Here is a 21,381-nt window from a genome sequence, read left to right on the forward strand (position 1 = left end):
CCCGCACCCGGCTCAGCCGGCGGCGACGGCGATGTCGACCACGATCTCGGTGGCCAGCCGTTCCAGGTCGGCCTGCAGTCCGTCGAGATCCTGGTCGGCGCTCACCGGTGCGGTCAGGTGCGCCTCGAACAGCCGTCCGCCGGCCATCGGGGCGTCCCGGGTCTCGGTGATCAACCGCTCGATGCTGATGCCATGCCGGCTCAGCACGCCCGAGACGTCGCGGACGATGCCCGGGTGGTCGTTGCCGACCAGATCCACCTGAATCCGCTGCTCGGCCTCGGCCGGCTCGTCGGCGCCGGGATGCGGGGTCACTTCGAGCAGCCCGCTCAGGGGCTTCAGGGCCGCCGCCAGCTCGTCCGAGCGGTCATCGGGAACGCGGACCAGCACGATGCCGGCGAATTTGCCGGCCAGTTCAGCCAGCTGGCTGCGCTCCCAGTTGCCGCCGTGGGCGGTGACGACGTCGGCGAGGGCGTTGACGAGTCCGGCGCGATCGTCGCCGATCACGGTGAGCACCAGGGTGGCCATGGCCGTGAGCGTAGCGGAGTCTCCCCCACCGCTCGCCGGACTATTTTCCGTTCGCCGAGTTCGGCGAGCGGTGGGTGGGGTCAACGGTTGCGGAAGGCCTCGATGGTGGCGATGATCTCCGGACGCAGCGCGGACGGCGCGATCACCTTGTCCACCGACCCGACCTCACGGGCCCGCTGGATGTTGTGCACGCCGTCGAACTCGGCCGCCACCTCGCTGATCTTCTCGGCCCGCACCGCGGCCCGGACGTCGTCCAGCTGGGCCTGCAGCCGGGCCCGCTCGGCCGGCCGCGCGGACCGCACCTGGGCCTCCAGTTCGGCGACCCTGGGGGTGGACGCGGTGCGCTTGGCCACATCCCGGGCGAACACCACGGCGGCCGCCGGCGCGCCGCCGATCACGGACGCGAACGAGCCCTCGAGGGCGAGCACCGTCATGTTCTCGTTCAGCGTCTTGGAGAACACCACGAAGGCGCCGCCGTGGTAGCGGGAGATCACCACGAAGACGATCGGACCGTCGAAATTCACCACGGACCGGCCGATCTCGGCGCCGTACTCGAGCTGCAGGTTGCGCATCGACTCCGGCGAGCCGTCGAACCCGGAAAGGTTCGCCAGCACCACCACCGGCCGGTTGCCGGACGCCGCATTGATCGCCCGCGCCACCTTCTTGCTGGACCGGGGGAACAGCGTCCCGGCGGTGTAGGTGTCGGGACCGTCGGTGGGCGGGAAGCCGGCCCGCGGCACCGGCTTGGACTCGATGCCGATCAGGCAGATCGAATGACCGCCGACCCGGGCGTCCATCACCACCGCCGTCTCGGCGTCCAGCATGCCGGCCCAGCGTTCGGTGTGCGGGTGGTCGGCGTCGGCGACGGCCGCCATCACCGTGCGGATGTCGAACGGCTTCTTGCGGTCCGGGTTGGCGGTGAAGATCTCGCCGACGGTGGCGAACTCGCCGCCGTGCGGGTAGTCCGAGACGTCCCGGTCGGACGGGTCGGACGTGGGTGCCCGGCGCGGCCCGTCCTCGCCGGGCATCACGTAGGTCTGCGCGTAGTGACCCATCAGGATCCGGAAGGCGCCCGGCAGATCCGGCGCCCAGTACTGCGCCTGGCCGTTCGGGCCCATCACCCGGTCGTAGCCGCCGATGCCGAAATTGTCCTCGGCGGACACGCTGCCGGAGAAGTCGAGGGTGTCCTTGCCGGTCAGCACCATCGCCGAATCGGGAGTCATCACCAGGATGCCCCTGGTGTGCATCAGCATCGTCGCCTCGGCGTTCCAGTACGGCTGGGCACCGACGTTGATGCCGGCCACCACGATGTTGATCTCGCCGCCGTCCTGGGTGAACTCGATAATCCGGCGCAGCGCGGCACCCACCCAGTCCATGTTCTCGGTGCCGGAATCCATCGAGATCCGGGCACCGGAGGACAGCGTGAACCACTCCACCGGAATGCGCATCCGCTGCGCCAGGTCGAGCGCGGCGATGATCCGGCGGCATTCCGGTTCGGCGACCGCGCCCAGCCCGCGGGTCGGGTCGCCGGACAGCACGATCCGGGTCAGACCCTCCGGATAGAGCGGGGTCGGGGTGGTGACCAGGGCGCAGATGATGCCCGCCGAGTTGAGCCCGCGCTCACGCTGAACCGGGGCCAGGCGGCCCTCGGCGTCCAGGTCGAGTTCGGTCAGCGTGCCGCCCGGCCCGGCCAGCACGTCGCTCAGCTCGTAGGGGTAGACCAGCCCGCGGCGGCGGGCCCGCAGCACCCGTCCGGCGTAATCGTCCAGCGGCTTCAACGGCTCGGTGGGCGGCGCTTCGATGGCCGCGGTCACCCCGGCACCGGCCCGGTAGTGGAACCGCACGGCGAGCGGGATGATGCCGCGTCCGGGCTGGTCGAAGCGGCCCTGGGCGAGCACCTCTTCGATGCCGGCGCCGTCGCCGAGCGGGGTGAGCTTGGTCTGCAGCGAGACGATGTCCTTGTGGTCGAGGTCGATCACCGGCCAGACGTGCACCCAGACGTGGTTCATGTCGAGCCGGTTGCCCTCGCTGCCGCGGGAGGCCCGGGTGCGGCGGATCGCCTCCAGGCAGTTCTCCACCGCCCGCTCGGCGTGCGGCAGCCCGAGCAGCCGTCCGTTCTCGTCGCGGACCGGGGCGAGCTGGCGGACCTGGGCCATCGCCACCAGGCGCCGGTCGGCCGGGTTCGAGGTGGCCACGCAGTCGAACAGCAGCACGTCCTCGGGCGCCGGCAGCCGGGTGAGGTCGAAGTCGCGCAACCGCCACAGGTCCAGCCGGCGGGCGACCATCGGGTGGACGCCACGGATCCGGCGGTCCTCGGCGATCTCGCCGGACGTCGTCCAGCGGAAGGTCAGGAAGCGCGGCTCAGTCACGCCGTCGCAGACCGCGACCACGATCCGCCGGACGTTCTCACCGAGCGACCAGCCGGCGAACGTCTGCTCCAGGTAGGCGCTGGCCCGGTCCGGATCCGGGGCGTCCGGCCAGGACAGGTACAGCTCGACCACGGCCTCCTCGCCCCGCTCGCAGGCACCCAACCGGTCGGCGACCAGGGCACTGATCGGGCCGTCGCCGGCCAGCTCGTCGAGCCGTCCGAGAGTCGACACGACCAGCGTGGGACGCCCTTCCAGCCGGTAGTCGGCGGTGGCGGCGGCGCGTCCGGCGACGGTGAAATGGCGCAGCGCGGTCAGCTCGAAATCGCCGTAGTGCTTGCGGATCAGCACTTCGAGCATCGGCTCCTGGGCCGGGACGCCGTCGGCGAGCCGGTCGGCGAGGAAGCCGACGGTCGGCTCGGGAATGGCAGCCAGGGTGGCGATCCGGCGGTCCCGGTCGGACGCCTCGGGGTCGGCCGCCAGCGCGGCCACCTCGTCGGCCACTCCGGCCAGGACGGCGTCGCGCTCGGCGTCCACCTGGGGCTGGTCGAACCAGCGGAACCGGATGCTCCGGGCCAGGTCGCCGACCGCGGGGAACCGTCGCTGGGTGGCCCGGACCAGCCGTTCCAGTTCGGCCCGGGCGTGGCTGGCGACCTCGGGCTGCGGTGCCGGCTCGGCGATCCAACGCTCCAGCAGCGAGGTGATCGCCACCAGGTCGGACGCGAACCGCTGCTGGGCCAGGAAGATCCGGAACACCGCCTCCTCCACCTGCGGCGTCCGGGTCAGCTCGGAAATGCCGTAGTGGCCCAGCACCTTGGCCAGCCGGTCGGTGAACTGCATGGGCAGGCCGGCGCGGGCGACGTCCAGGCTCTGCAGGTAACGGTGGAAGTGCTCCCGGTCGCTGTGCACCCGCAACTCGGCACTGGTGTCCTCGCCGGCCGGACGGTTCCGGCTCAGCTCGGCCACATCGGCGAACAGCCCGATCAGGGCGATCTCGCCGTTCACCACGTCGACCCCGTCGGCCCGCAGCTGATCCCGGGTCGTGAGGTAGCCGGCCAGCGGCCGATGTTCGGGGTCGGCGTCGAAGCCCAGCACCAGCGCCGACAGGTCGTCCAGCAACCGGTGCGCACGCTCCGCCGGGTCGGACGTCTCGGCGATCGCCGGCAGGTCCAGGCCCGGGCCGGTCGCGGCCGGCGCCTCCTCGGCGTCGGCCTGGTCGGCCAGCGGCTCCAGCCGGACCAGCGGCGCCATGCTCTCGACCTGGCTGCCGGTCATCACCAGCAGTTCCTTGACCCGGCAGGCGAACGGCGCGACCAGGACGGTCTCCATCTTCATGGACTCGAGCACCAGCACCGGGGCGCCCGCGGCGACCTCGTCGCCGACCGCGGCCGGGGTGGCCACCACCAGCGCCGGGGCGGGCGAGCGCAGCACCCCGCCCTCGTCGCGGCTGACCCGATGGGTGACGCCGTCAACCTCGATCAGGTGCACCGGTCCGTGCGTGGCGGTCACCAGCCGATAGCGCTGGTCGCCGACCCGCAGCCGGCTGTGGAAGTGGTCCAGGCGTTCCAGGAACGCCTCGACACTCGCCGACTGCTCGCCCTGGGCGACTCGGATCCGGTAGCGCCGGGGTCCGATCCGGAAGGCGGTCACCTGGTAGGTGACGCCGCGCAGCTTCAGCTCGACCGGCCGTCCGACCGAGTTCTGCACCTGCGGACGGCCACCGTGCGCGGTCTCCAGCAGCCGGGCGATCTCGCGTTCCTCGGTGTCCTCGTACGACTGGATCGCGGACGCCACCAGGGCGACCCCGGAATGCCGGTCGGCGACCAGGCCGCCCTCGCCGCGGACCCGGTCGATCCAGCCGGTGTCGGCCCAGTCGACGCCTTCGGCGCCGGTCACCTCGGGCTGGGCCAGCAGGTCGAGGATGAAGCTCTTGTTGGTGGCGCCGCCCTCGATCACGACGGTGGTCTCGGCCATCGCCCGGCGCAGGCGTCCGAGCGCTTCGGTACGGTCGCGTCCGAAGGCGATGATCTTGGCGATCATCGAATCGAAATCGGCCGGGATCGAATCGCCCTCGGCGACGCCGGTGTCGACCCGGATGCCGGGGCCGGCCGGCAGGTCGAGCCGGGTGATCCGGCCGGGCGAGGGGGCAAAATCGCGGTCCGGGTCCTCGGCGTTCAGCCGGGCCTCGACGGCGTGCCCGAACTCGACCGGACGGTCGATGAGCCGCTCGCCGGAGGCGACCCGGATCTGCGCCTTGACCAGGTCGAAGTCGTTGGTGACCTCGGTGATCGGGTGCTCGACCTGAAGGCGGGTGTTCACCTCGAGGAAGGCGAACGCCCGGTCGCCAGGGTGGTAGAGGAACTCGACGGTGCCTGCGCCGGCGTAGCCGACGGCCAGGGCGAGCCGTTCCGCGGACGCCTTCAGCTCGCCGGTCTGGTCGGCGGTCAGCAGCGGGGACGCCGACTCCTCGATGACCTTCTGGTTGCGGCGCTGCACCGAGCAGTCCCGGACGCCGAGCGCCCAGGCGGTGCCCTGGCCGTCGGCGATCACCTGGACCTCGACGTGCCGCGCGCCGGTCACCAGCTTCTCCAGGAACACCACGCCCGAGCCGAAGGCCCGCTCGGCCTCGTCGCGGGTGCGCTGGTAGGCCTCGGTCAGTTCGTCGGCGTTGGTGACCTTGCGGATGCCGCGGCCGCCGCCGCCCGCGGTGGCCTTGAGCATCAGCGGGTAGCCGACCCGCTCGGCCGCCGCCAAGGCGTCGTCCAGGGTGTCGACACCGCCCCGTGACCAGGGCGCGACCGGGACGCCGACCTCTTCGGCGATCAGCTTGGAGCCGATCTTGTCGCCGAGCTTGCGCATCGCGTCACCGGAGGGGCCGATGAAGGTGATGCCGTGCGATTCGACCAGGTCGGCGAACGCGGCGTCCTCGGCGACGAAGCCCCAGCCCACCCAGACCGCGTCGGCACGGGCCCGCTTCAGCACATCGATCAGCAGCGCGTGGTTGAGGTAGGGGCGCTCGGCGGCCGGACCCAGCGGATAGGCCTCGTCGGCCTCGCGGGCGAACATCGCGGTGCGTTCGGCGTCGGTGTACAGCGCGATGACCGCGATCGGGTCGTCACCGGGCCGCTCGGCATTGAGATCCCGGACGGCGTGGACGAGCCGCATGGCGGCCTCGCCACGGTTGACGATCGCGATGCGTTTGAACACCGGGCGCCTCCTCGGCTGTCGACTTCACCTGTACGGACGCCGTCCGGATTGAGGCTCCGGCGGCAGTCCTGCCCACGAAATCTTCCACTTCTGCGCCGTCAAGGCGAGGCGACCCGAGCGGCATGGCCCAGATTCGGGACGCCGGACCTGCGTGGCATGTCTGGAGGCGCCAACTCGGCCGTCCGAGCTTTGGCGGGTTCCCACAACAGCCAGGTCGCGCCGGGATCGCCTCCGCGGCAATCAGCGGCCGTGCTGTTTGCGCAGGTTCTTGGCCTCTTTGGATGGTCCGCGCGATCCCCACCAGTCGCCGGCCTGCCAGCGAGCGGTGGACAGCTGATCGAGTGCCTCGAGGAACTCGTCGAGGTACCGCTCGGGTTCGGCCTGGTAGCGCTGGCGAAGTTCGCCGGCCAACGCCTCGGTCGCCGCCCGGACCTCGCGTCGCTTGCCCGTTGCGGCCGCATCCTCGACGCTCGAGCGGACCTGGTCGAGCGCGTCCGGTTCGGCAGCCCCGGCTGACTCCGCGGAGGTCTCGACAGGTTCAACGGGAGTCTCGACAGGCTCACCGGGGGTCTCGACAAGCTCACCGGGGGTCTCGACAAGCTCAACCGGCGGCTCGGGGGTCTCGACAAGCTCGACCGGCGAAACCGGGGTCTCGACCGGCTCGACCGGGGAAACCGGGGTCTCGATGGGCTCACCGGGGGTCTCGACAGGCTCGACCGGCGAAACCGGGGTCTCGACCGGCTCGACCGGCGAAACCGGGGTCTCGATGGGCTCACCGGGGGTCTCGACAGGCTCGACCGGCGAAACCGGGGTCTCGACCGGCTCGACCGGCGAAACCGGGGTCTCGATGGGCTCACCGGGGGTCTCGACAGGCTCGATCGGCGAAACCGGGGTCTCGACGGGCGCGACCACCGGCACCACGGGCTGGGCCGCCGGCTCATCGATCTCGGCCAGCTCTGCGGCCAGACGTTCCAGTTCCTCGCGCTCGGCCCGCTCGGCATCGGTCTCGTCGCTCACCCGGGCGCGAAGGGCCGCCTCGGCCTCGGCGCGCTCACGCTCCAGCTGGCGTTCGTGTTCGGCGATCCGCTCGGCACGCTTGCGTTGCCGGTCCGCTCGGTCCCGCTCGGCCGCCTCGGCCTCCTCGCGGCGTTGCCGCTCGGCCAGCTCGTCGGCTCGCAGCAGTTCCTGCTGCCGGCGCCGCTCGGCTTCCTCGACCTGGGCGGCAGCCTGACTCGCGGCCTCGGCGGCGCGTCGAGCCAGGGTGGTCTCGGTGACCGCCCGCCTGGCCTGCTCGTCGGCGTCGGCGGGGCCGCGCAACGCGGCCAGTCGTCCGGACGGCTCCGGCCGCGGCTGGACACCGAACGCCTCGTCCGGCGCCAGCGGCGTCCAGGGCGTGCGCGCGCCGAGCCTGGCCCGGCGGCGTCTGGGCAACGCATCGGCCTCGGTGTCGCCGGCGATCGAGCTGGCCAGAGCGGAGACGTCGGCGGCCTCGGCGTCCCGGCCCAGGCCGGCCAGGTCATCGGCGAGATCGGCCAGCGCGGACACCAGCAGTTGCTGCGACTCCGGGCGGCGCCCGGTTTGCGAACCGAGCAGGTCCACCAGCCGTCGCCGCAGGCCCAGCGCCAGGCCGGGGGCGCCGATTGCCAGCACCCGGTCGGCGGCGTCGGCGTAGAGGCCGAACAGTGGCTCGCTCAGCCGCTCCAGCATCGCCGCCGGCAGCCGGTCGGGACGTTCCAGCAGATCGGCGGCGACCGCCTCGTACCGCTCGACGGCCTCAAGGGCGTACTCGACGGCCGGCGCGGGGTGCCCAGCCGCCCACCGCGCGTCAGAACCCGCACGGCTGAGATCGATCGCCACCCATTCGTCGTCGACCGCCACCCCGAGGGCCGCGTCGGCTCGCGCGTTGGCCGCCGCGGGATCGCCCGCTGCCAGCGCCGTCCGGGCCCAGACCAGCAACGCCCAGGCCACCGTGCGCGGGGCCAGCGCGGCGTCCAGGTCGAGCCGGCTCAGCTGCTCGCGCAGCCCGAACGCGGCAGCCAGGGCCTGCTCGGCCTGCGGGTGCAGACCGGCGGCAGATTGGACCAGGGCCAGCTGCACCAGCGCGGTGATCGAGCGGACGGCGTCCGCCCGGGGCGTATAGGGACCGACCGGACCGTGCCGGCCGAGCAGCTTCGCGGCGAGCATCACCGCCTCCTGGGACCCGGCTGCGGCCTCGGCCCACAGATGACCCGACAGCCGGTGCGCGGTCAACTCGACCAGTGCGTCGGCCACGGCGTCCAACCGGCCCGGGTCGCCGCCGGCCCAGTCGCGCTGCCGCTGCAGCTGCGAGACCAGCCGGCGAGTCTGCTGGGCGAAAGCGTCGGTGGGCTGGTTCATGAACTCCCTCGGGCGCACGGGTGATGAACTCACCATGGCAAAGATAACGGCTGAATCACAGTTTGCGCCGGGCGCCGGGCAACCCCGCTGGCCACCCCCGGAAGGCCGTTGACTCTCCGACCACCCGCTCCGTAGCCTGCCCGCAAGGGCATCGCCCGCACTCGTCACCCCTTCGTAGAAAGGCTGGGCAGATCTTGCTACGCCGGAAAATCATGATCCTCTCGGGCGTTGTCGCCCTGGCGGTGCCCACGGTCGCCCACGCCGAGACCGGTGTCGACCGCTTCGACTCCACGACCGGAACGACGGCCATCGACACCAAATTCCGCCCCGGCTCGGCGAACCCCGACGCCGCGGTCACCGTGATGATCGAGCTGACCGGCGATCCGGTCGCCGTCGTCCAGTCCCGCACCGCCACCCGGCTGTCCAGCGCCCGGGCGGCCTCGATCCGGGCCGACCTGAAGCGGTCCCAGGACCGGCTCAAGACGCAGCTGCGCGGCCGCGGCGGCAAGGTGCTCTCCCAGATGCAGTCCGCGTACAACGGCATGCGGGTGACGTTGCCGCGCAAGCAGCTGAAGGCCGTTGCGGCGCTGCCCGGGGTCAAGTCGGTCACCGCCGCCCGGACCTACAAGATCCAGAACGCCGTCAGCGTGCCCTATCTCGGCGTGCCGCAGGTGTGGCAGAAGACCAAGTACCTCGGTGAGAACGTCAAGGTTGCGATCATCGACACCGGCATCGATTACACCCACGCCGACTTCGGCGGACCGGGCACCGTCGAGGCCTTCAACGCCGCCAAGGCCAGCAGCACGTTCACCCCGACCGTCCGGGTCAAGGGCGGCTACGACTTCGTCGGTGACGACTACGACGCGGACACCCCGGCCAATGCGACGCCGAAGCCGGACGCCAACCCGCTGGACTGCAACGGTCACGGCAGCCATGTGGCCGGCACCACCGGCGGCGGTGGCGTGAACGCCGACGGCACCCCCTACACCGGTCCCTACGATGCCAGCACCCCGTCCCACGACTTCAAGGTCGGACCCGGCGTCGCACCCAAGGTCGACCTCTACGCCTTGAAGGTGTTCGGCTGCGAGGGCTCCACCGATGTGGTCACCGAAGCCATCGACTGGGCGGTGAAGAATCAGATCCAGGTCATCAACATGTCCCTCGGCTCGGACTACGGGCGAGTCTCCGACGCCGACTCGATCGCCTCCGAGAACGCCCAGGCCGCCGGGGTCGTCGTGGTCGCCTCGGCCGGCAACGCCGGACCCAATCCCTATCTGACCGGGTCGCCGGGTGTTGCGCGCGGTGTGATCAACGTGGCCGCGGTGGACTCCACCGCCGGCTTCCCCGGTGCCGCGCTGAAGCTCCCCGGCAGCACCGTGGCCGCGATCAACGCCAATGATGCCGACCTACCGGCCGGCCCCTACCAGGTCGTGTACGTCCGCGACGACTCGGGCACCGGCGAGAACGAAGCCCTGGGTTGCTCGAAAACGGCCTTCAGCCAGGCCGGAATCGACGCCTCCCCCACCGCGCCGCTGCAGATCGCGGTCGTGCGGCGGGGCGACTGCGCGCGGGTGGCCAAGGCCATCTACGGGCAGCAAGCCGGCGCCGACGCCGTGGTGATGGTGAACACCGACAACGGCTACCCGCCGTTCGAGGGGGAGATCCTCTCCAACCCCGACGACGAAACGCCCTACACCGTGACGATCCCGTTCCTCGGCGTCCGTAGCAGCGATAGCGCTGCGCTGCTGGCCGCCGACGACAAGACCCTCACCCTGGCTGCCCAGCCGCTCTCCAACCCGGGCTTCACCGGCTACGGCTCGTTCTCGTCCGGCGGTCCCCGCAACGACGACAGCGGACTGAAGCCGTCGGTGTCCGCCCCGGGCGTCAGCATCAGATCCGCGGCGGTCGGCACCGGAACCGGCGCCGAAGTGCTGTCCGGCACGTCGATGGCCGCCCCGCATGTCGCCGGGGTCGCCGCGCTGGCCCGGCAGGCGCACAAGGACTGGAAGTCCTACGAGATCGCCTCGGCGCTGGTCAGCACCGCCGATCCGGCAAAGGTGGCCGGCTACCGGCTCACCCGAGGCGGCGGGCTGGTAGACGCCAGCCAGGTCGTCGGCACCAGCGTGTACGCCTACGGCGACAGCTACCGGACCCGGGCCGGACGGGTCTACGACGCGTCGCTGAGCTACGGATTCGCCGAACCGGAGGCCAGCCAGGGCTACCGCGGGACGCGCACCCTGACCCTGGTCAACAAGAGCACCAAGAAGGTCACCTTCACGCTTTCGAATGAGAAGACCCAGCAGTCCCGTAGCGCCTCGGTCAGCTTCAGCCCGAAGAAGGTCACGGTGGCGGCCAAGAAGTCGCGGACGGTCACGGTCACCCTGCGCGCCACCGCGTCCAAGCTGGGCGACTCGATGTCGACCACGGACCAGTTCAGCTTCCGCGAGGTCTCGGGGAACGTGAAGATCACCACCAATGGCCGCGGCACGCTGCGGGTGCCCTATCTGATGGTGCCCCGGGCGCAGGCAAAGGTGGCGGCCAAGCAGCAGTTGCTGAAGGCGCCGCTGGTCACCGATGTCAAGACCAACGGGCGGCCCACCACCGCGGGGGCGAAGCCGGCCACGACGGTGGCGGCCAACGCACGCACGTTGCAGGTGACGCTGACCAACCCCAAGGGTGCGATGAACACGGTTGCTGACTTCTACACCTGGGGACTGGCGAGCTCCAACGACCTCTCCTACCGTGCCCCCGGTGGGGTTGACCTGCGCGCCGCCGGCGTCCAGGAACTGCCGCTCGAGAACGACACGTTGCTGGTCTTCGCGGTGAACAGCTGGACGCGGTCCTCGAACGCGGCCACCGTCGACTACGACGTCGAGATCGACGTCAATCGCGACGGTAAGACCGACTACATCCTGTTCAGCATGGACTCGGGGCTGGTGCGCACCGGCGACGCCGACGGCCTGAGCGAGACGTTCATCCTGGACGTCGCCAAGGACCAGGTGTTCGCCCCCGGGCGTCCGATGGTGGCCCCCACCGACAGCAGCACCGTGCTGCTGCCGCTCGCCGCCAGCCAGATCGGCCTGACCGGCAGCAAGCCGTTCGACTACCGGGTGGCGTCCTACTCCATCGTGGACGACGCCTATTCGGACACGATGAACGGTGTCGCCACGTACCAGATCGGCAAGGCACCGATCGCCAACGGCAACTACGAAGAGGTGAAGGTGAACCGCACGGTCACCGTCCGGCTCGGTGTGGACGTCGAGGCGGTCGCCGATCAGCAGCCGTTGGGCACGATGATCGTCGTGCTCGACAACAAGGCCGGAAAGGACGAGGCCCGGCTGCTGCGAACGCCGGCGATCTGACCCGACCCCTCGATGGCGCCCCCGGAACCTGGTTCCGGGGGCGCCGTCGTGATTCGGTGCTGACTACCTGCTGCGGGAGCTGCTCGGACGTGGTCGCGGCTGCTCACACAGCCGCGGCTGGTCGCCTCGCCCGAACCGGTAGTCGTAGCGGACCCCGCCGGCTTCGACGACCACTCGCATGCCGTCGACCTGGGCCTGGGTGTAGCGGCCACCCGGTTGCGGGCAGCCCAGCGCCCCATTGGCGAACCGGGCGGCCTCGGCACTGATCACCCGGATCTCGCCGGTCACCCCGCGGGAGCGCAGGTCGGAGGTGATGGCGTCGAGCCGCGGCTGGGCGAGCACCGGCGCACTCGGCGCGGGCTCCGGGCTGGCCGGCGGCGTGGTCATCGAACAGGCGCCGAGCAGCGTCAACACGACCAGCAAGCTGAGGCGACGCATGCCGCGAGTCTAGGCTCGGTCAGCGGAGGCCTCGGAGCAGCCGCTCCATCAGAGCCACCGACCCACGCTGCGAATCGAAGGTGACCGCCGCCAGGTCGCCGCGCACGGCCACCGTCCAGAACCGCCCGTCGCCATCGGCCAACACGGCCGGGCCCGGGATCCGCGACAACCCGCGCAACTCGGCATGCCCGGCCCGTTTCCGCAGTTCACGACGAATGCTCTCGGCTCGATCCGCGGCAATACCGGACGCCGGCGCGGGCTGCTGCTGACCGAGCACCAGGATCGGCCGCACGGTGCCGCCGCGGGCAACGGACGCGGTCGCCACCGCCATCGCGAAGGGCGACAATCGCAGCGTGCCGCCGTCGACGGCGGCACCGAAGACATCGATGCCCAGGCCGAAGCCATCCGTGAGGCCGAGCGCTCGCAGCGCCTCCGCGAGGCCACCCGGCATCCCGAGCCCGGCGACCGGCGCGAAGTCTGCGGGGTAGACCCGTTGGGTGGTGGCGGTGGTCTCCCCCGGGCGGCTGGCAATGGCCAGCACGGCACCGTCGGAGGGACGCAACAGGACCACCGCCGCCCGGCCGGATGATCGCCCCAGCAGCGTCTCGGCCCGGGTCTGCAGGCCGACGTCCAAGGTGGTCCTCAGCGACTGGCCGTTGACGGCCGCGACTCGGAACAGCTCGCGGGGTGCTTCGGCATGGCCGTCGGCGTAGGCCTGGACGACGAAGCCGGTGACTCCCATCAGCGTCGCGTTGTGGACCCGTTGCAGTCCGGCCAGCCCGACCAGGTCGCCGGGGCGGACGGCGCCGTCGCCGCGCCGGATGGCATCGTCGGTGGCCTCCCCCACGCTGCCCAGCACCTGACGGGCGAAGGTCACCGAACGGGCCAGCGGGCGGACGGCGTCCAACATCCGCACCCCGGGGACGCGGCCGGCCGCGGACAGGATGCGCCACTCCTGCTGGCCCACCGACCGGATCACCGCCGCCTCCACGTAGGCCTTCGGGCCGTAGGCGGCGACCTTGGCGACGTAGCCGTCCGGGTCGATCCCGACCGCTGCGGCCAGCGCCGCCGCCGCCGCGGGCTGAGCCTCCGTGGCAAGCAGGGTCTTGTCCAGCCCGATCCGCCTGGCTTCCTGATTCCAGACCAGCCGCTGGTCGTCCCGGCCCAGGATCTCGCCCCGCACCGGGGACAGCCGGACGGCCCGCAGCCGCTCGCCGGGAGCGAGCCCGGAGGCGATCAGCTCGCGCTGCCAGACCCCGGACCAGCCGTCGGCGCCGCGCACCAGGCGCAGGTAGGCCTCTTGGATCCACGCCGGCTTGCCGTCGTGGATCACCCATTCCGCCCGCAACCGGGCGGTGCCGTCGCGGCCGTTGTCGGCCAGCTGGACGTCCTGCACGGTGACCACCGGGCGCAGTGTGCCCATTCCGCGCAGGGTCGCCTCCAGATCGGCCACCTCGCCGGGGCCGACCGTGCTGCCGAAGGAACCATCGGCGATCGTCCGGGCGGCGATCGCATCCGCCGCCCGCCGGGCAGCAGTCGTCGCGCCGGGCACCGGGTCGGTGGCCGTCCGCCAGATCAGGTAGCCACCGCCGGCGGCCAGGATCACCACCACCACCAGCGCGATCAGCCAGGTCGCCGGACGGCGGGGCGCGGCTGGGCTCATGGCCGCATGCTAGCCCGGCGGACCGACCGTCCCGGTGCTGGCCCTGACGATCAACCGCACCGGCAGCTCGACGTCGGCCGGCTCGGCGGCACCGCGTCCGGCGCGCGGCGACAGGGTCTGCCGGAGCGCCTCGGCGGCGGCGCGGCCCTTCGCGTCCGGATCCTGGGCGACCGTGGTCAGCCCCAGCCCGGCGGCCACCGGATGGTCATCGAAGCCCACCACCGCGACATCGGCGGGCACCCGCAGCCCGAGCTCGCCGGCCGCCGCCAGCGCCTGGGCGGCGACCAAGTCGGAGACGCAGAGCAGCGCGGTGGGCCGGTGCCGGCGCAGCGTCTCGACGATCGAGGCCCGGTTGTCACCGAACACCTGGACGAAACTGATCACCGGCTTGACCCCGCCGAGGCCCTCCAGCCAGCCGGACAGCCGCTCGGCACCGACGTGATGCCTGGCCTGCGCCCCGGTTTCGGCCCGGGAGGTGAGGATGGCCACCCGGGTGTGGCCCAGCGCGATCAGATGCTCCGCTGCCGCCCGGGCACCGCCGCGGTCGTCGATGGTGATCCGGACGCCGTCCTGCCAGTCCATGTCGACCCCCACCACCGGCACCCCGCGACGCCGGAGCCATTCCACACTGGGCGCCTCGGGGTCACAGGAGTAGGCGATCGCGCCGTCCATCGCCACGTCGTGGGCCGGCACCGTCGGCGGCAGCATGGTCAGCGCCAGCCCGTCGGCGCTCAGCTCGTCGGCGACCGCACCGAGGAAGCGGGCGTTCACGGCGTCCGAGAGCGCCAGCCGCAGCGGTTGCGTCCAGAGCACCCCGATCGCACCCGAGGTGCCGGTGGCCAGCGAGCGGGCGGCGGGGTCCGGTCCGTGATAGCCCAGCTCGGACGCCACCGCCAGGATCCGCTCGCGCAACTCCGCCGACAGCTGGCCGGGACGCGAGAAGGCGTTCGACACCGTCATCCGGCTGACTCCGACCCGGTCGGCGATGGACTGCAGGGTGATGCGTGGCATGGGACCCCTTCCGACTCTGCTGCCAGCTTGCCTTCATCCGCAGCGAGCACTATCTTTACCGGTACAGACTATACCGGTAAAGGAGATTCATGAACGGGCGCAACGCACGAGACGACTGGTGGCGGCACGCGGTGGTGTACCAGATCTATCCGCGCAGCTTCGCCGACGCCTCGGGCGACGGCATCGGCGACATCGCTGGCATCCGCTCGAAGCTGCCGCACCTGGCGGCGCTCGGCGTGGACGCGATCTGGATCAGTCCCTGGTATCCCTCCCCGATGGCCGACGCCGGCTACGACGTCAGCGATTACCGCGACATCGAGCCGCTGTTCGGCACCCTGGCCGAGGCCGACGCGCTGATCGTCGAGGCACATCAGGCCGGGATCAAGATCATCATCGACATCGTCCCGAACCACACCTCCGACCAGCACCTGCTCTTCCAGGCCGCGCTGGCCGCCGCGCCGGGTTCGGCCGAGCGCGAGCTGTACGTGTTCCGCGAGGGCCGTGGCGTCAACAACGAGCTGCCGCCGAACGACTGGCAGAGCAACTTCGGCGGGCCCGCCTGGACCCGGGTACCGGACGGCCAGTGGTACCTGCACCTGTTCGCGCCCGCCCAGCCGGACGTCAACTGGCGGCACCCCGAGGTGCGCGCCGAGTTCGAGCAGACCCTGCGGTTCTGGTTCGACCGCGGCATCGACGGCTTCCGGATCGACGTCGCGCACGGCCTGGAGAAGGACTGGGACCTGCCCGACCTGGACGGCCTGGTCTTCCCGCTCGCCGACGACGCCGAAGCCGACCACCCGCACTGGGATCAGCCCGCGGTGCACGAGATCTTCCGGGAGTGGCGCCAGATCGCCGACGAGTACAGCCCGGCGCGGGCGTTCTGCGGCGAGATCTGGGTCGGACGGCCGCAGCGGCTGGCCGCCTACCTGCGCCCGGACGAACTGCACACCGCGTTCAACTTCGACTTCCTGATGGCGCCCTGGCTGCCGAGCGAACTGCGCTCGGTGATCGACGCCACCATCGCCTCGCACGCCGAGGTGGGCGCGCCGCCGACCTGGGTGCTGGGCAACCACGACGTCTGCCGTCCGGTTTCGCGCTACGCCCGCGAGCAGGCCGGCCTGAAGCCGATGGCGCGGCACCTGGACGATTTCACCGCGCTGCCCGCCGACTTCGACCTGGGCCGGCTGCGGACCCGCGCGGCGGCCCTGCTGATGCTGGCCCTGCCCGGCGGCGCCTACGTCTACCAGGGCGAGGAACTCGGCCTGCCCGAGGCCGAGGAGATCCCCGCCGACGCGTTGCAGGACCCGATCTGGTTCCAGTCCGGCGGCACCGAGAAGGGCCGCGACGGCTGCCGCGTCCCGCTGCCGTGGACCGCTTCCGGTGATTCGCTGGGCTTCTCGCCGGACGGCTCGGCGGCGCCCTGGCTGCCCCAGCCGAGCGACTGGACGGCGTTGGCCGCCGACGCCCAGGACGGCGTCCCCGGTTCGACCCTGGAGTTGTACCGGGCCGCGCTGAAGCTGCGTCGCGAGCTGGACGAGCTCGGCGACGGCACCCTGGAGTGGCTGGAGGGTCCGGCGGACACCCTGGTGTTCACCCGTCCGGCGGGTGCCGGCGAGCACCGTTTCGAGTGCTGGACGAACTTCGGCAGCACCCCGGTGGCGCTGCCGGACGGCCGGGTGCTGCTGGCCTCCGGCGACCTCGGCACCGACGGCACGCTGCCGTCCGACACCACCGTCTGGGTGCGCCGCTGACAGCTCAGAAAGATTCTCCGAACGCGTTGTATCAGCCCGGAAGTCGCCCGCTCATAGTGGGTGAAGTCGCTGATCCCGAGTAGCTGGGGGGCTCGCTCGGCGGTGTGACTATCGGGGGGAACGCATGGTGCGCGACGCACCGGCAGACCGGCCCTTTCGGGGGGAAGGGTCGGGTCGCCGGAGCGTCGCGCACAAGCGCGTCACGGAACCACTGTTCATCGGTGGCCGAGCTTGTCGATCCCCTCCGGCAACGGGTTTCGATGTAGCTCAACCAGCGAACCCGCGTTGATCAGCACTCTCCTCAGCTGCGTCCTGCTTCGCCGATCAGTGCAGCACGGCTTTCTCGGCGCCCGCCCCGGTCATCGACCGGACCTCCATCTCGGACTGCTTGGCCGCGTCGAACTCCTTGCTGGTGACTGTGCCCAGCCAGCCCAGGAAGAAGCCCAGCGGCACCGAGATGAGCGCGGGGTTGGTCAGCGGGAACCAGGCGAAGTTCACCGCCGGGAACATCGCCGTCTTCGCCCCCGAGACCACCGGTGAGAACGCGATCAGCAGCACCGCCGAGAGCAGGCCGCCGTAGATCGACCAGACCGAGCCGCGGGTGTTGAAGCGCCGCCAGTAGAGCGAGTAGAGGATCGACGGCAGGTTCGCGCTGGCCGCCACCGCGAATGCCAGCGACACCAGGAAGGCCACGTTCTGGCCGTTGGCCGCCACCCCGCCGACGATCGAGCTCGCGCCGATCACCACGGCGGTCAGCCTGGCCACCCGCACCTCTTTGTCAGGGGACGCCTGGCCGTGCTTGAGCACCGAGTTGTAGATGTCGTGGGCGAAGGACGCCGCCGCCGTGATGGTCAGGCCGGCGACCACCGCCAGGATGGTGGCGAAGGCGACCCCGGCGATCACGCCGAGCAGGATCTCGCCGCCCAGCTTGAAGGCCAGCGCGGGGGCGGCGGCGTTCACCCCACCCGGAGCGGCCAGGATGGCGTCCTTGCCGACGAAGATGGCCGCACCGTAGCCGAGGATCAGCGTGAACAGGTAGAAGGCCCCGATCAGTCCGATCGCCCAGGACACCGAACGCCGGGCCTCCTTGGCCGTCGGCACCGTGTAGAAGCGCATCAGCACGTGCGGCAGGCCGGCCGCCCCGAAGATCAGCGCGATCGACAGCGACACGAAGCTGAGCGGATCCTTGCCGTATTGCAGCATCGGCTGGATCACCTTGACGCCGTCCGGGCTGGCCTTGACCGCCTCGCCGAGCAACGAGGACAGGTTGAAGCCGAAGTGGAACATCACCATCAGGCAGATCACCCCGGCACCGAGGATCAGCAGTACCGCCTTGATGATCTGCACCCAGGTGGTGCCTTTCATGCCGCCGACCAGGACGTAGACGATCATCAGGATGCCGACCAGCGCGATCACGAAGCCCTGCTGGGTCTTGTCGGTGATGCCCATCAGTAGCGCGACCAGTCCGCCGGCGCCGGCCATCTGGGCCAGCAGGTAGAAGAACGACACCGCCAGGGTGGAGGTCGCCGCGGCGGTGCGCACCGGACGCTGTTGCATCCGGAAGCTGAGGACGTCGGCCATCGTGTACTTGCCGGTGTTGCGCAACGGCTCGGCGACCAGCAGCAGCGCGACCAGCCAGGCCACCAGGAAGCCGATCGAGTAGAGCAGCCCGTCGTAGCCGTAGACCGCCACCGCGCCCGCGATGCCGAGGAAGGACGCCGCCGACAGGTAGTCACCGGCGATCGCGATCCCGTTCTGGCGTCCGTTGAAGGCCCGGCCGCCGGCGTAGAAGTCGGTGGCCGTCCGGCTGGCCCGGCTGGCGACCCGGATGACGATGATCAGCGTGATCAGCACGAACACGGCGAAGATCGCCATGTTCAACAGCGGATTGCCCATCTGCATCTCAGGCTTTCCCTTCCAGCTCGTTGCGCAGTCGTTCGGCCAGGGGGTCCAGGTTGCGGTTCGCGTGCCGCACGTACAGCCAGGTCAGGCCGAAGGTGGTGACGAACTGCGCCAGGCCCATCGCCATCCCCACGTTGATCTCGCCGAGCAACGGGATCGACATGAAGCCCACCGCGTAGGTCGACAGCAGCACGTACAGGAAGTACCAGGCGACGAAGGCCACCGTCATCGGGAAGGCGAAGGTGCGGAACCGCCGCCGCAGTTCGACGAACTCCTCGGATGCCTGGATGCGGTCGAAGTCCGCCTGGCTGATCGGCCGCTCCGGGTCGGCGGCGGGATTCGGCTCGTCGGAGCTCATCGGGGTCTCCTTCTCCACGGCGCATCGTCGTCGCCGATTGGGGGAGCTTAAGCCGGAATCACCCCGACGGGTACCGCCGCGCGGGTGGTCTCGCGGCCCTGGCGAGAAGAGTCAGGCCAGGTCGAGCCCGTCGATGGTGACGCCGAGCGCGAGCTGGACGGCCGAGGCCGCGTCGTCGAACTCGGCACGGGCGGCCCGGCGCCCGCCCGGATACAAGCTCACCTCCAGGCGCCGGCGGCGTGCCGAACCGGTCAGCCGCCAGTGGCCACGCAGCCGGTGGTCCACCAAGACCGGGGCGAGCAGCTGGCCATTGGCCTGCTTCCACAGCACCGCGTAGTGGGCGGCGTCGACGAACCGCTCCCGGCCGGCCGGCTCGAAGGCGCAGAACAGCGCGTCGAACTCGGGCAGCAGCCGGACGCCGGTCAGCTCGCGCGGTGCCGGGGCGTCCGGCACATCGTGGTAGCTCCGGCCGTCCGGGCCCGGCTCGGACGGCAGCGCGAGCCGGGCCAGGGAGGCGTCCACCCTGGTCAGGCCGATCCCCGACCACCAGGCCAGATCGTGCCGGCTGGACGGGCCGTGCGCTGCGACGTGCTGGCGCAGCAGGGCATCGGTTGCCGCGTCGGGATCGGCCAGCAGAGCGGTCCGGTCGCCGAGCAGGACGGCCGCCGTCCGATAGCCCGGGGCACCCTGGCCGGCCCAGTCGCCGCCGAGCGGACGCCGGATCAGCCCGCCGTGGCCGAAGGCGACATAGCGGCCCTGATTGCCGGAGAACGCCGGCCGCGCGTCCGGGTCGTTCGCGGCCAGCCAGCCCAGCAGGTGCTCGGCGAGTTCGCCCGGCGTCCGCCACTCGTCGGCCGCGTAGGCCTCGATGCCGGCCCAGACCTGTTCCAGGGTGGTCCGGTCCATCCGCAGCGACCGTGCCCACAGCGCGCGCTGCCCCAGCCGGGTGGCGACCTCCAGCAGTGGATGGTGCTCGGCGACGCTGGTGTGCACCGTGCCGCGCAGGCTGCTGCCGCGAACGATCGCGAACGACTCGTACGCGGCGGTGATCGCGTCGTGGGTGAGGCCGGGGTGGCGGGCAGCCAGCCCGAGGAACGCCGAGCGCGCCGTCTGGGACTGGATCGGCCCGACCTGCTGCAGCAGCGCGGGCACGTCGGCGGCGTCCGTCCCGGCCGGAAACTGCCGTGCCAAGGTCCCGGCGGCGAGGTCTGCCCAGGTCAGCATGACCGCAATGTACGCGTTACTGGCCGGCCCTAGACTGCTGGCACACAGCCCCCGGGATCGAAGGAGCGCTATGAAGATCGCCGTCCCCACCGAGGTGAAGAACAACGAGTACCGGGTGGCGATCACGCCCGTCGGTGTCCACGAGCTCGTCCGGCGCGGCCACCAGGTGTTCGTGCAGGCCGGCGCCGGTGCCGGGTCGTCCATCACCGACGCCGAGTACGCCGCCCAGGGCGCCAGCATTCTGCCGGACGCCGACGCCACCTGGGCCGCCGGCGAGCTGGTCATGAAGGTCAAGGAGCCGATCGCTTCCGAGTACGGCTACTTGCGCGAGGATCTGCTGCTGTTCACCTACCTGCACCTGGCCGCCGACCGTCCGCTGACCGAGCGACTGGTGACCGCCGGCACGACGGCGCTGGCCTACGAGACGGTGCAGCTGCCCAACGGCATGCTGCCGCTGCTGTACCCGATGTCCGAGGTCGCGGGCTGCCTGGCGCCGCAGGTCGGGGCGCACGCGATGATGCGCGCCCAGGGCGGACGCGGGGTGCTGATGGGTGCTGTCGGCGGCGTCCCGAACGCCAAGGTGGTGGTCCTCGGCGGCGGCGTGGCCGGGCAGAACGCCGCCAACATCGCCCTCGGCATGGGTGCCAACGTGACCATCCTGGACACCGACCTGGAGAAGCTCCGGATGACTTTCTGGCGCTATGACAACCGGATCCAGGGCATCGTCTCGACCGCTCTGAGCGTCCGCGAACAGGTACTCGCCGCCGACCTGGTGATCGGCACGGTGCTGATCCCCGGTGCCAAGGCGCCCAAGCTGGTGACCAACGAGATGGTCGCCCAGATGCGGCCGGGTTCGGTACTGGTCGACGTCGCCATCGACCAGGGCGGCTGCTTCGAGGACTCCCGCCCCACCACGCACGACGACCCGACGTTCGCCGTGCACGACGCGATCTTCTACTGCGTCGCCAACATGCCCGGCGCGGTGCCGAACACGTCCACCTGGGCGCTCACCAACGCCACCCTGCCCTACGCGGTGCAGTTGGCCGGCAAGGGCTGGCGGCAAGCCTGCATCGACTCGCGGCAGCTGGCGCTGGGACTGAACACCGTCGCCGGGGCCATCGCCTGCCCCGGCGTCGCGGACGCCTTCAGCGACCTGCCCGCGACCGAACTGTCGGACGTCCTCGGCTGAGTCCAGGCG

General features: G+C 71.3%; 12 protein-coding genes. 3 read left to right on the forward strand and 9 right to left on the reverse strand.

Translation table 11 applies throughout. From position 1 onward, the window contains the following. Nucleotides 1-12: 12 nt before the first annotated feature. From QM711_RS07325 to QM711_RS07335, 3 genes are all read right to left on the reverse strand, one after another. Nucleotides 13-525, reverse strand: a complete 513-nt coding sequence (locus QM711_RS07325) for a glycine cleavage system protein R (RefSeq protein WP_415097790.1) — start codon at nt 523-525, stop codon at nt 13-15. Between the two features lie 80 nt (nt 526-605). Next, nucleotides 606-6,098 carry a carboxyl transferase domain-containing protein gene (locus QM711_RS07330; RefSeq protein ID WP_415097792.1) on the reverse strand — a complete coding sequence of 1,831 codons (5,493 nt, stop codon included), beginning with the start codon at nt 6,096-6,098 and terminating at the stop codon, nt 606-608. Nucleotides 6,099-6,338: 240 nt separating this feature from the next. Beyond that, the gene (locus QM711_RS07335) at nt 6,339-8,474 is read right to left on the reverse strand and encodes a hypothetical protein (protein ID WP_415097794.1); all 2,136 of its coding nucleotides are present in this window, start codon (nt 8,472-8,474) and stop codon (nt 6,339-6,341) included. Between the two features lie 212 nt (nt 8,475-8,686). On the opposite strand from QM711_RS07335, the gene QM711_RS07340 reads away from it, so the two are divergent. Continuing rightward, on the forward strand, nt 8,687-11,836 hold the full coding sequence (locus QM711_RS07340; protein ID WP_415097796.1) for a S8 family serine peptidase: 3,150 nt from the start codon (nt 8,687-8,689) through the stop codon (nt 11,834-11,836). Nucleotides 11,837-11,899: 63 nt separating this feature from the next. On the opposite strand, the gene QM711_RS07345 is transcribed toward QM711_RS07340, so the two are convergent. The 3 genes from QM711_RS07345 to QM711_RS07355 are packed head-to-tail and all read right to left on the reverse strand — an operon-like array spanning nt 11,900 to nt 14,948. Further along, nucleotides 11,900-12,274, reverse strand: coding sequence for a hypothetical protein (locus QM711_RS07345; RefSeq protein ID WP_415097798.1), 375 nt, complete (start codon nt 12,272-12,274; stop codon nt 11,900-11,902). 19 nt (nt 12,275-12,293) lie between these two features. Beyond that, nucleotides 12,294-13,937: a hypothetical protein gene (locus tag QM711_RS07350; RefSeq protein ID WP_415097800.1), complete on the reverse strand. Its 1,644-nt coding sequence runs from the start codon at nt 13,935-13,937 to the stop codon at nt 12,294-12,296. A 9-nt stretch (nt 13,938-13,946) separates the two neighbouring features. Then, complete coding sequence (locus tag QM711_RS07355; protein WP_415097802.1) at nt 13,947-14,948, reverse strand: LacI family DNA-binding transcriptional regulator; 1,002 nt, start codon at nt 14,946-14,948, stop codon at nt 13,947-13,949. 89 nt (nt 14,949-15,037) lie between these two features. Between QM711_RS07355 and QM711_RS07360 the strand changes: the two genes are divergently transcribed. Beyond that, nucleotides 15,038-16,699: a glycoside hydrolase family 13 protein gene (locus QM711_RS07360; protein ID WP_415097804.1), complete on the forward strand. Its 1,662-nt coding sequence runs from the start codon at nt 15,038-15,040 to the stop codon at nt 16,697-16,699. Nucleotides 16,700-17,023: 324 nt separating this feature from the next. Here the strand turns inward: QM711_RS07360 and QM711_RS07365 are convergent, their stop codons facing one another. The 3 genes from QM711_RS07365 to QM711_RS07375 all read right to left on the reverse strand — a co-directional run bounded on the left by QM711_RS07365 (nt 17,024) and on the right by QM711_RS07375 (nt 20,183). Beyond that, the gene (locus tag QM711_RS07365) at nt 17,024-18,595 is read right to left on the reverse strand and encodes a cation acetate symporter (protein ID WP_415098635.1); all 1,572 of its coding nucleotides are present in this window, start codon (nt 18,593-18,595) and stop codon (nt 17,024-17,026) included. A 7-nt stretch (nt 18,596-18,602) separates the two neighbouring features. Continuing rightward, nucleotides 18,603-18,959, reverse strand: coding sequence for a DUF485 domain-containing protein (locus QM711_RS07370; protein WP_415097806.1), 357 nt, complete (start codon nt 18,957-18,959; stop codon nt 18,603-18,605). Between the two features lie 111 nt (nt 18,960-19,070). Next, entirely contained in the window at nt 19,071-20,183 is a 1,113-nt protein-coding gene (locus QM711_RS07375) for a DNA glycosylase AlkZ-like family protein (RefSeq protein WP_415097808.1), read from the reverse strand. 70 nt (nt 20,184-20,253) lie between these two features. Here QM711_RS07375 and ald point away from each other — a divergent pair, with 70 nt between their 5' ends. After that, the gene (ald, locus tag QM711_RS07380; RefSeq protein WP_415097810.1) at nt 20,254-21,372 is read left to right on the forward strand and encodes an alanine dehydrogenase; all 1,119 of its coding nucleotides are present in this window, start codon (nt 20,254-20,256) and stop codon (nt 21,370-21,372) included. The last annotated feature ends 9 nt before the right edge of the window (nt 21,373-21,381 follow it).

Source organism: Micropruina sp., assembly GCF_047602385.1.
Classification (GTDB): Bacteria; Actinomycetota; Actinomycetes; order Propionibacteriales; family Propionibacteriaceae; genus Micropruina.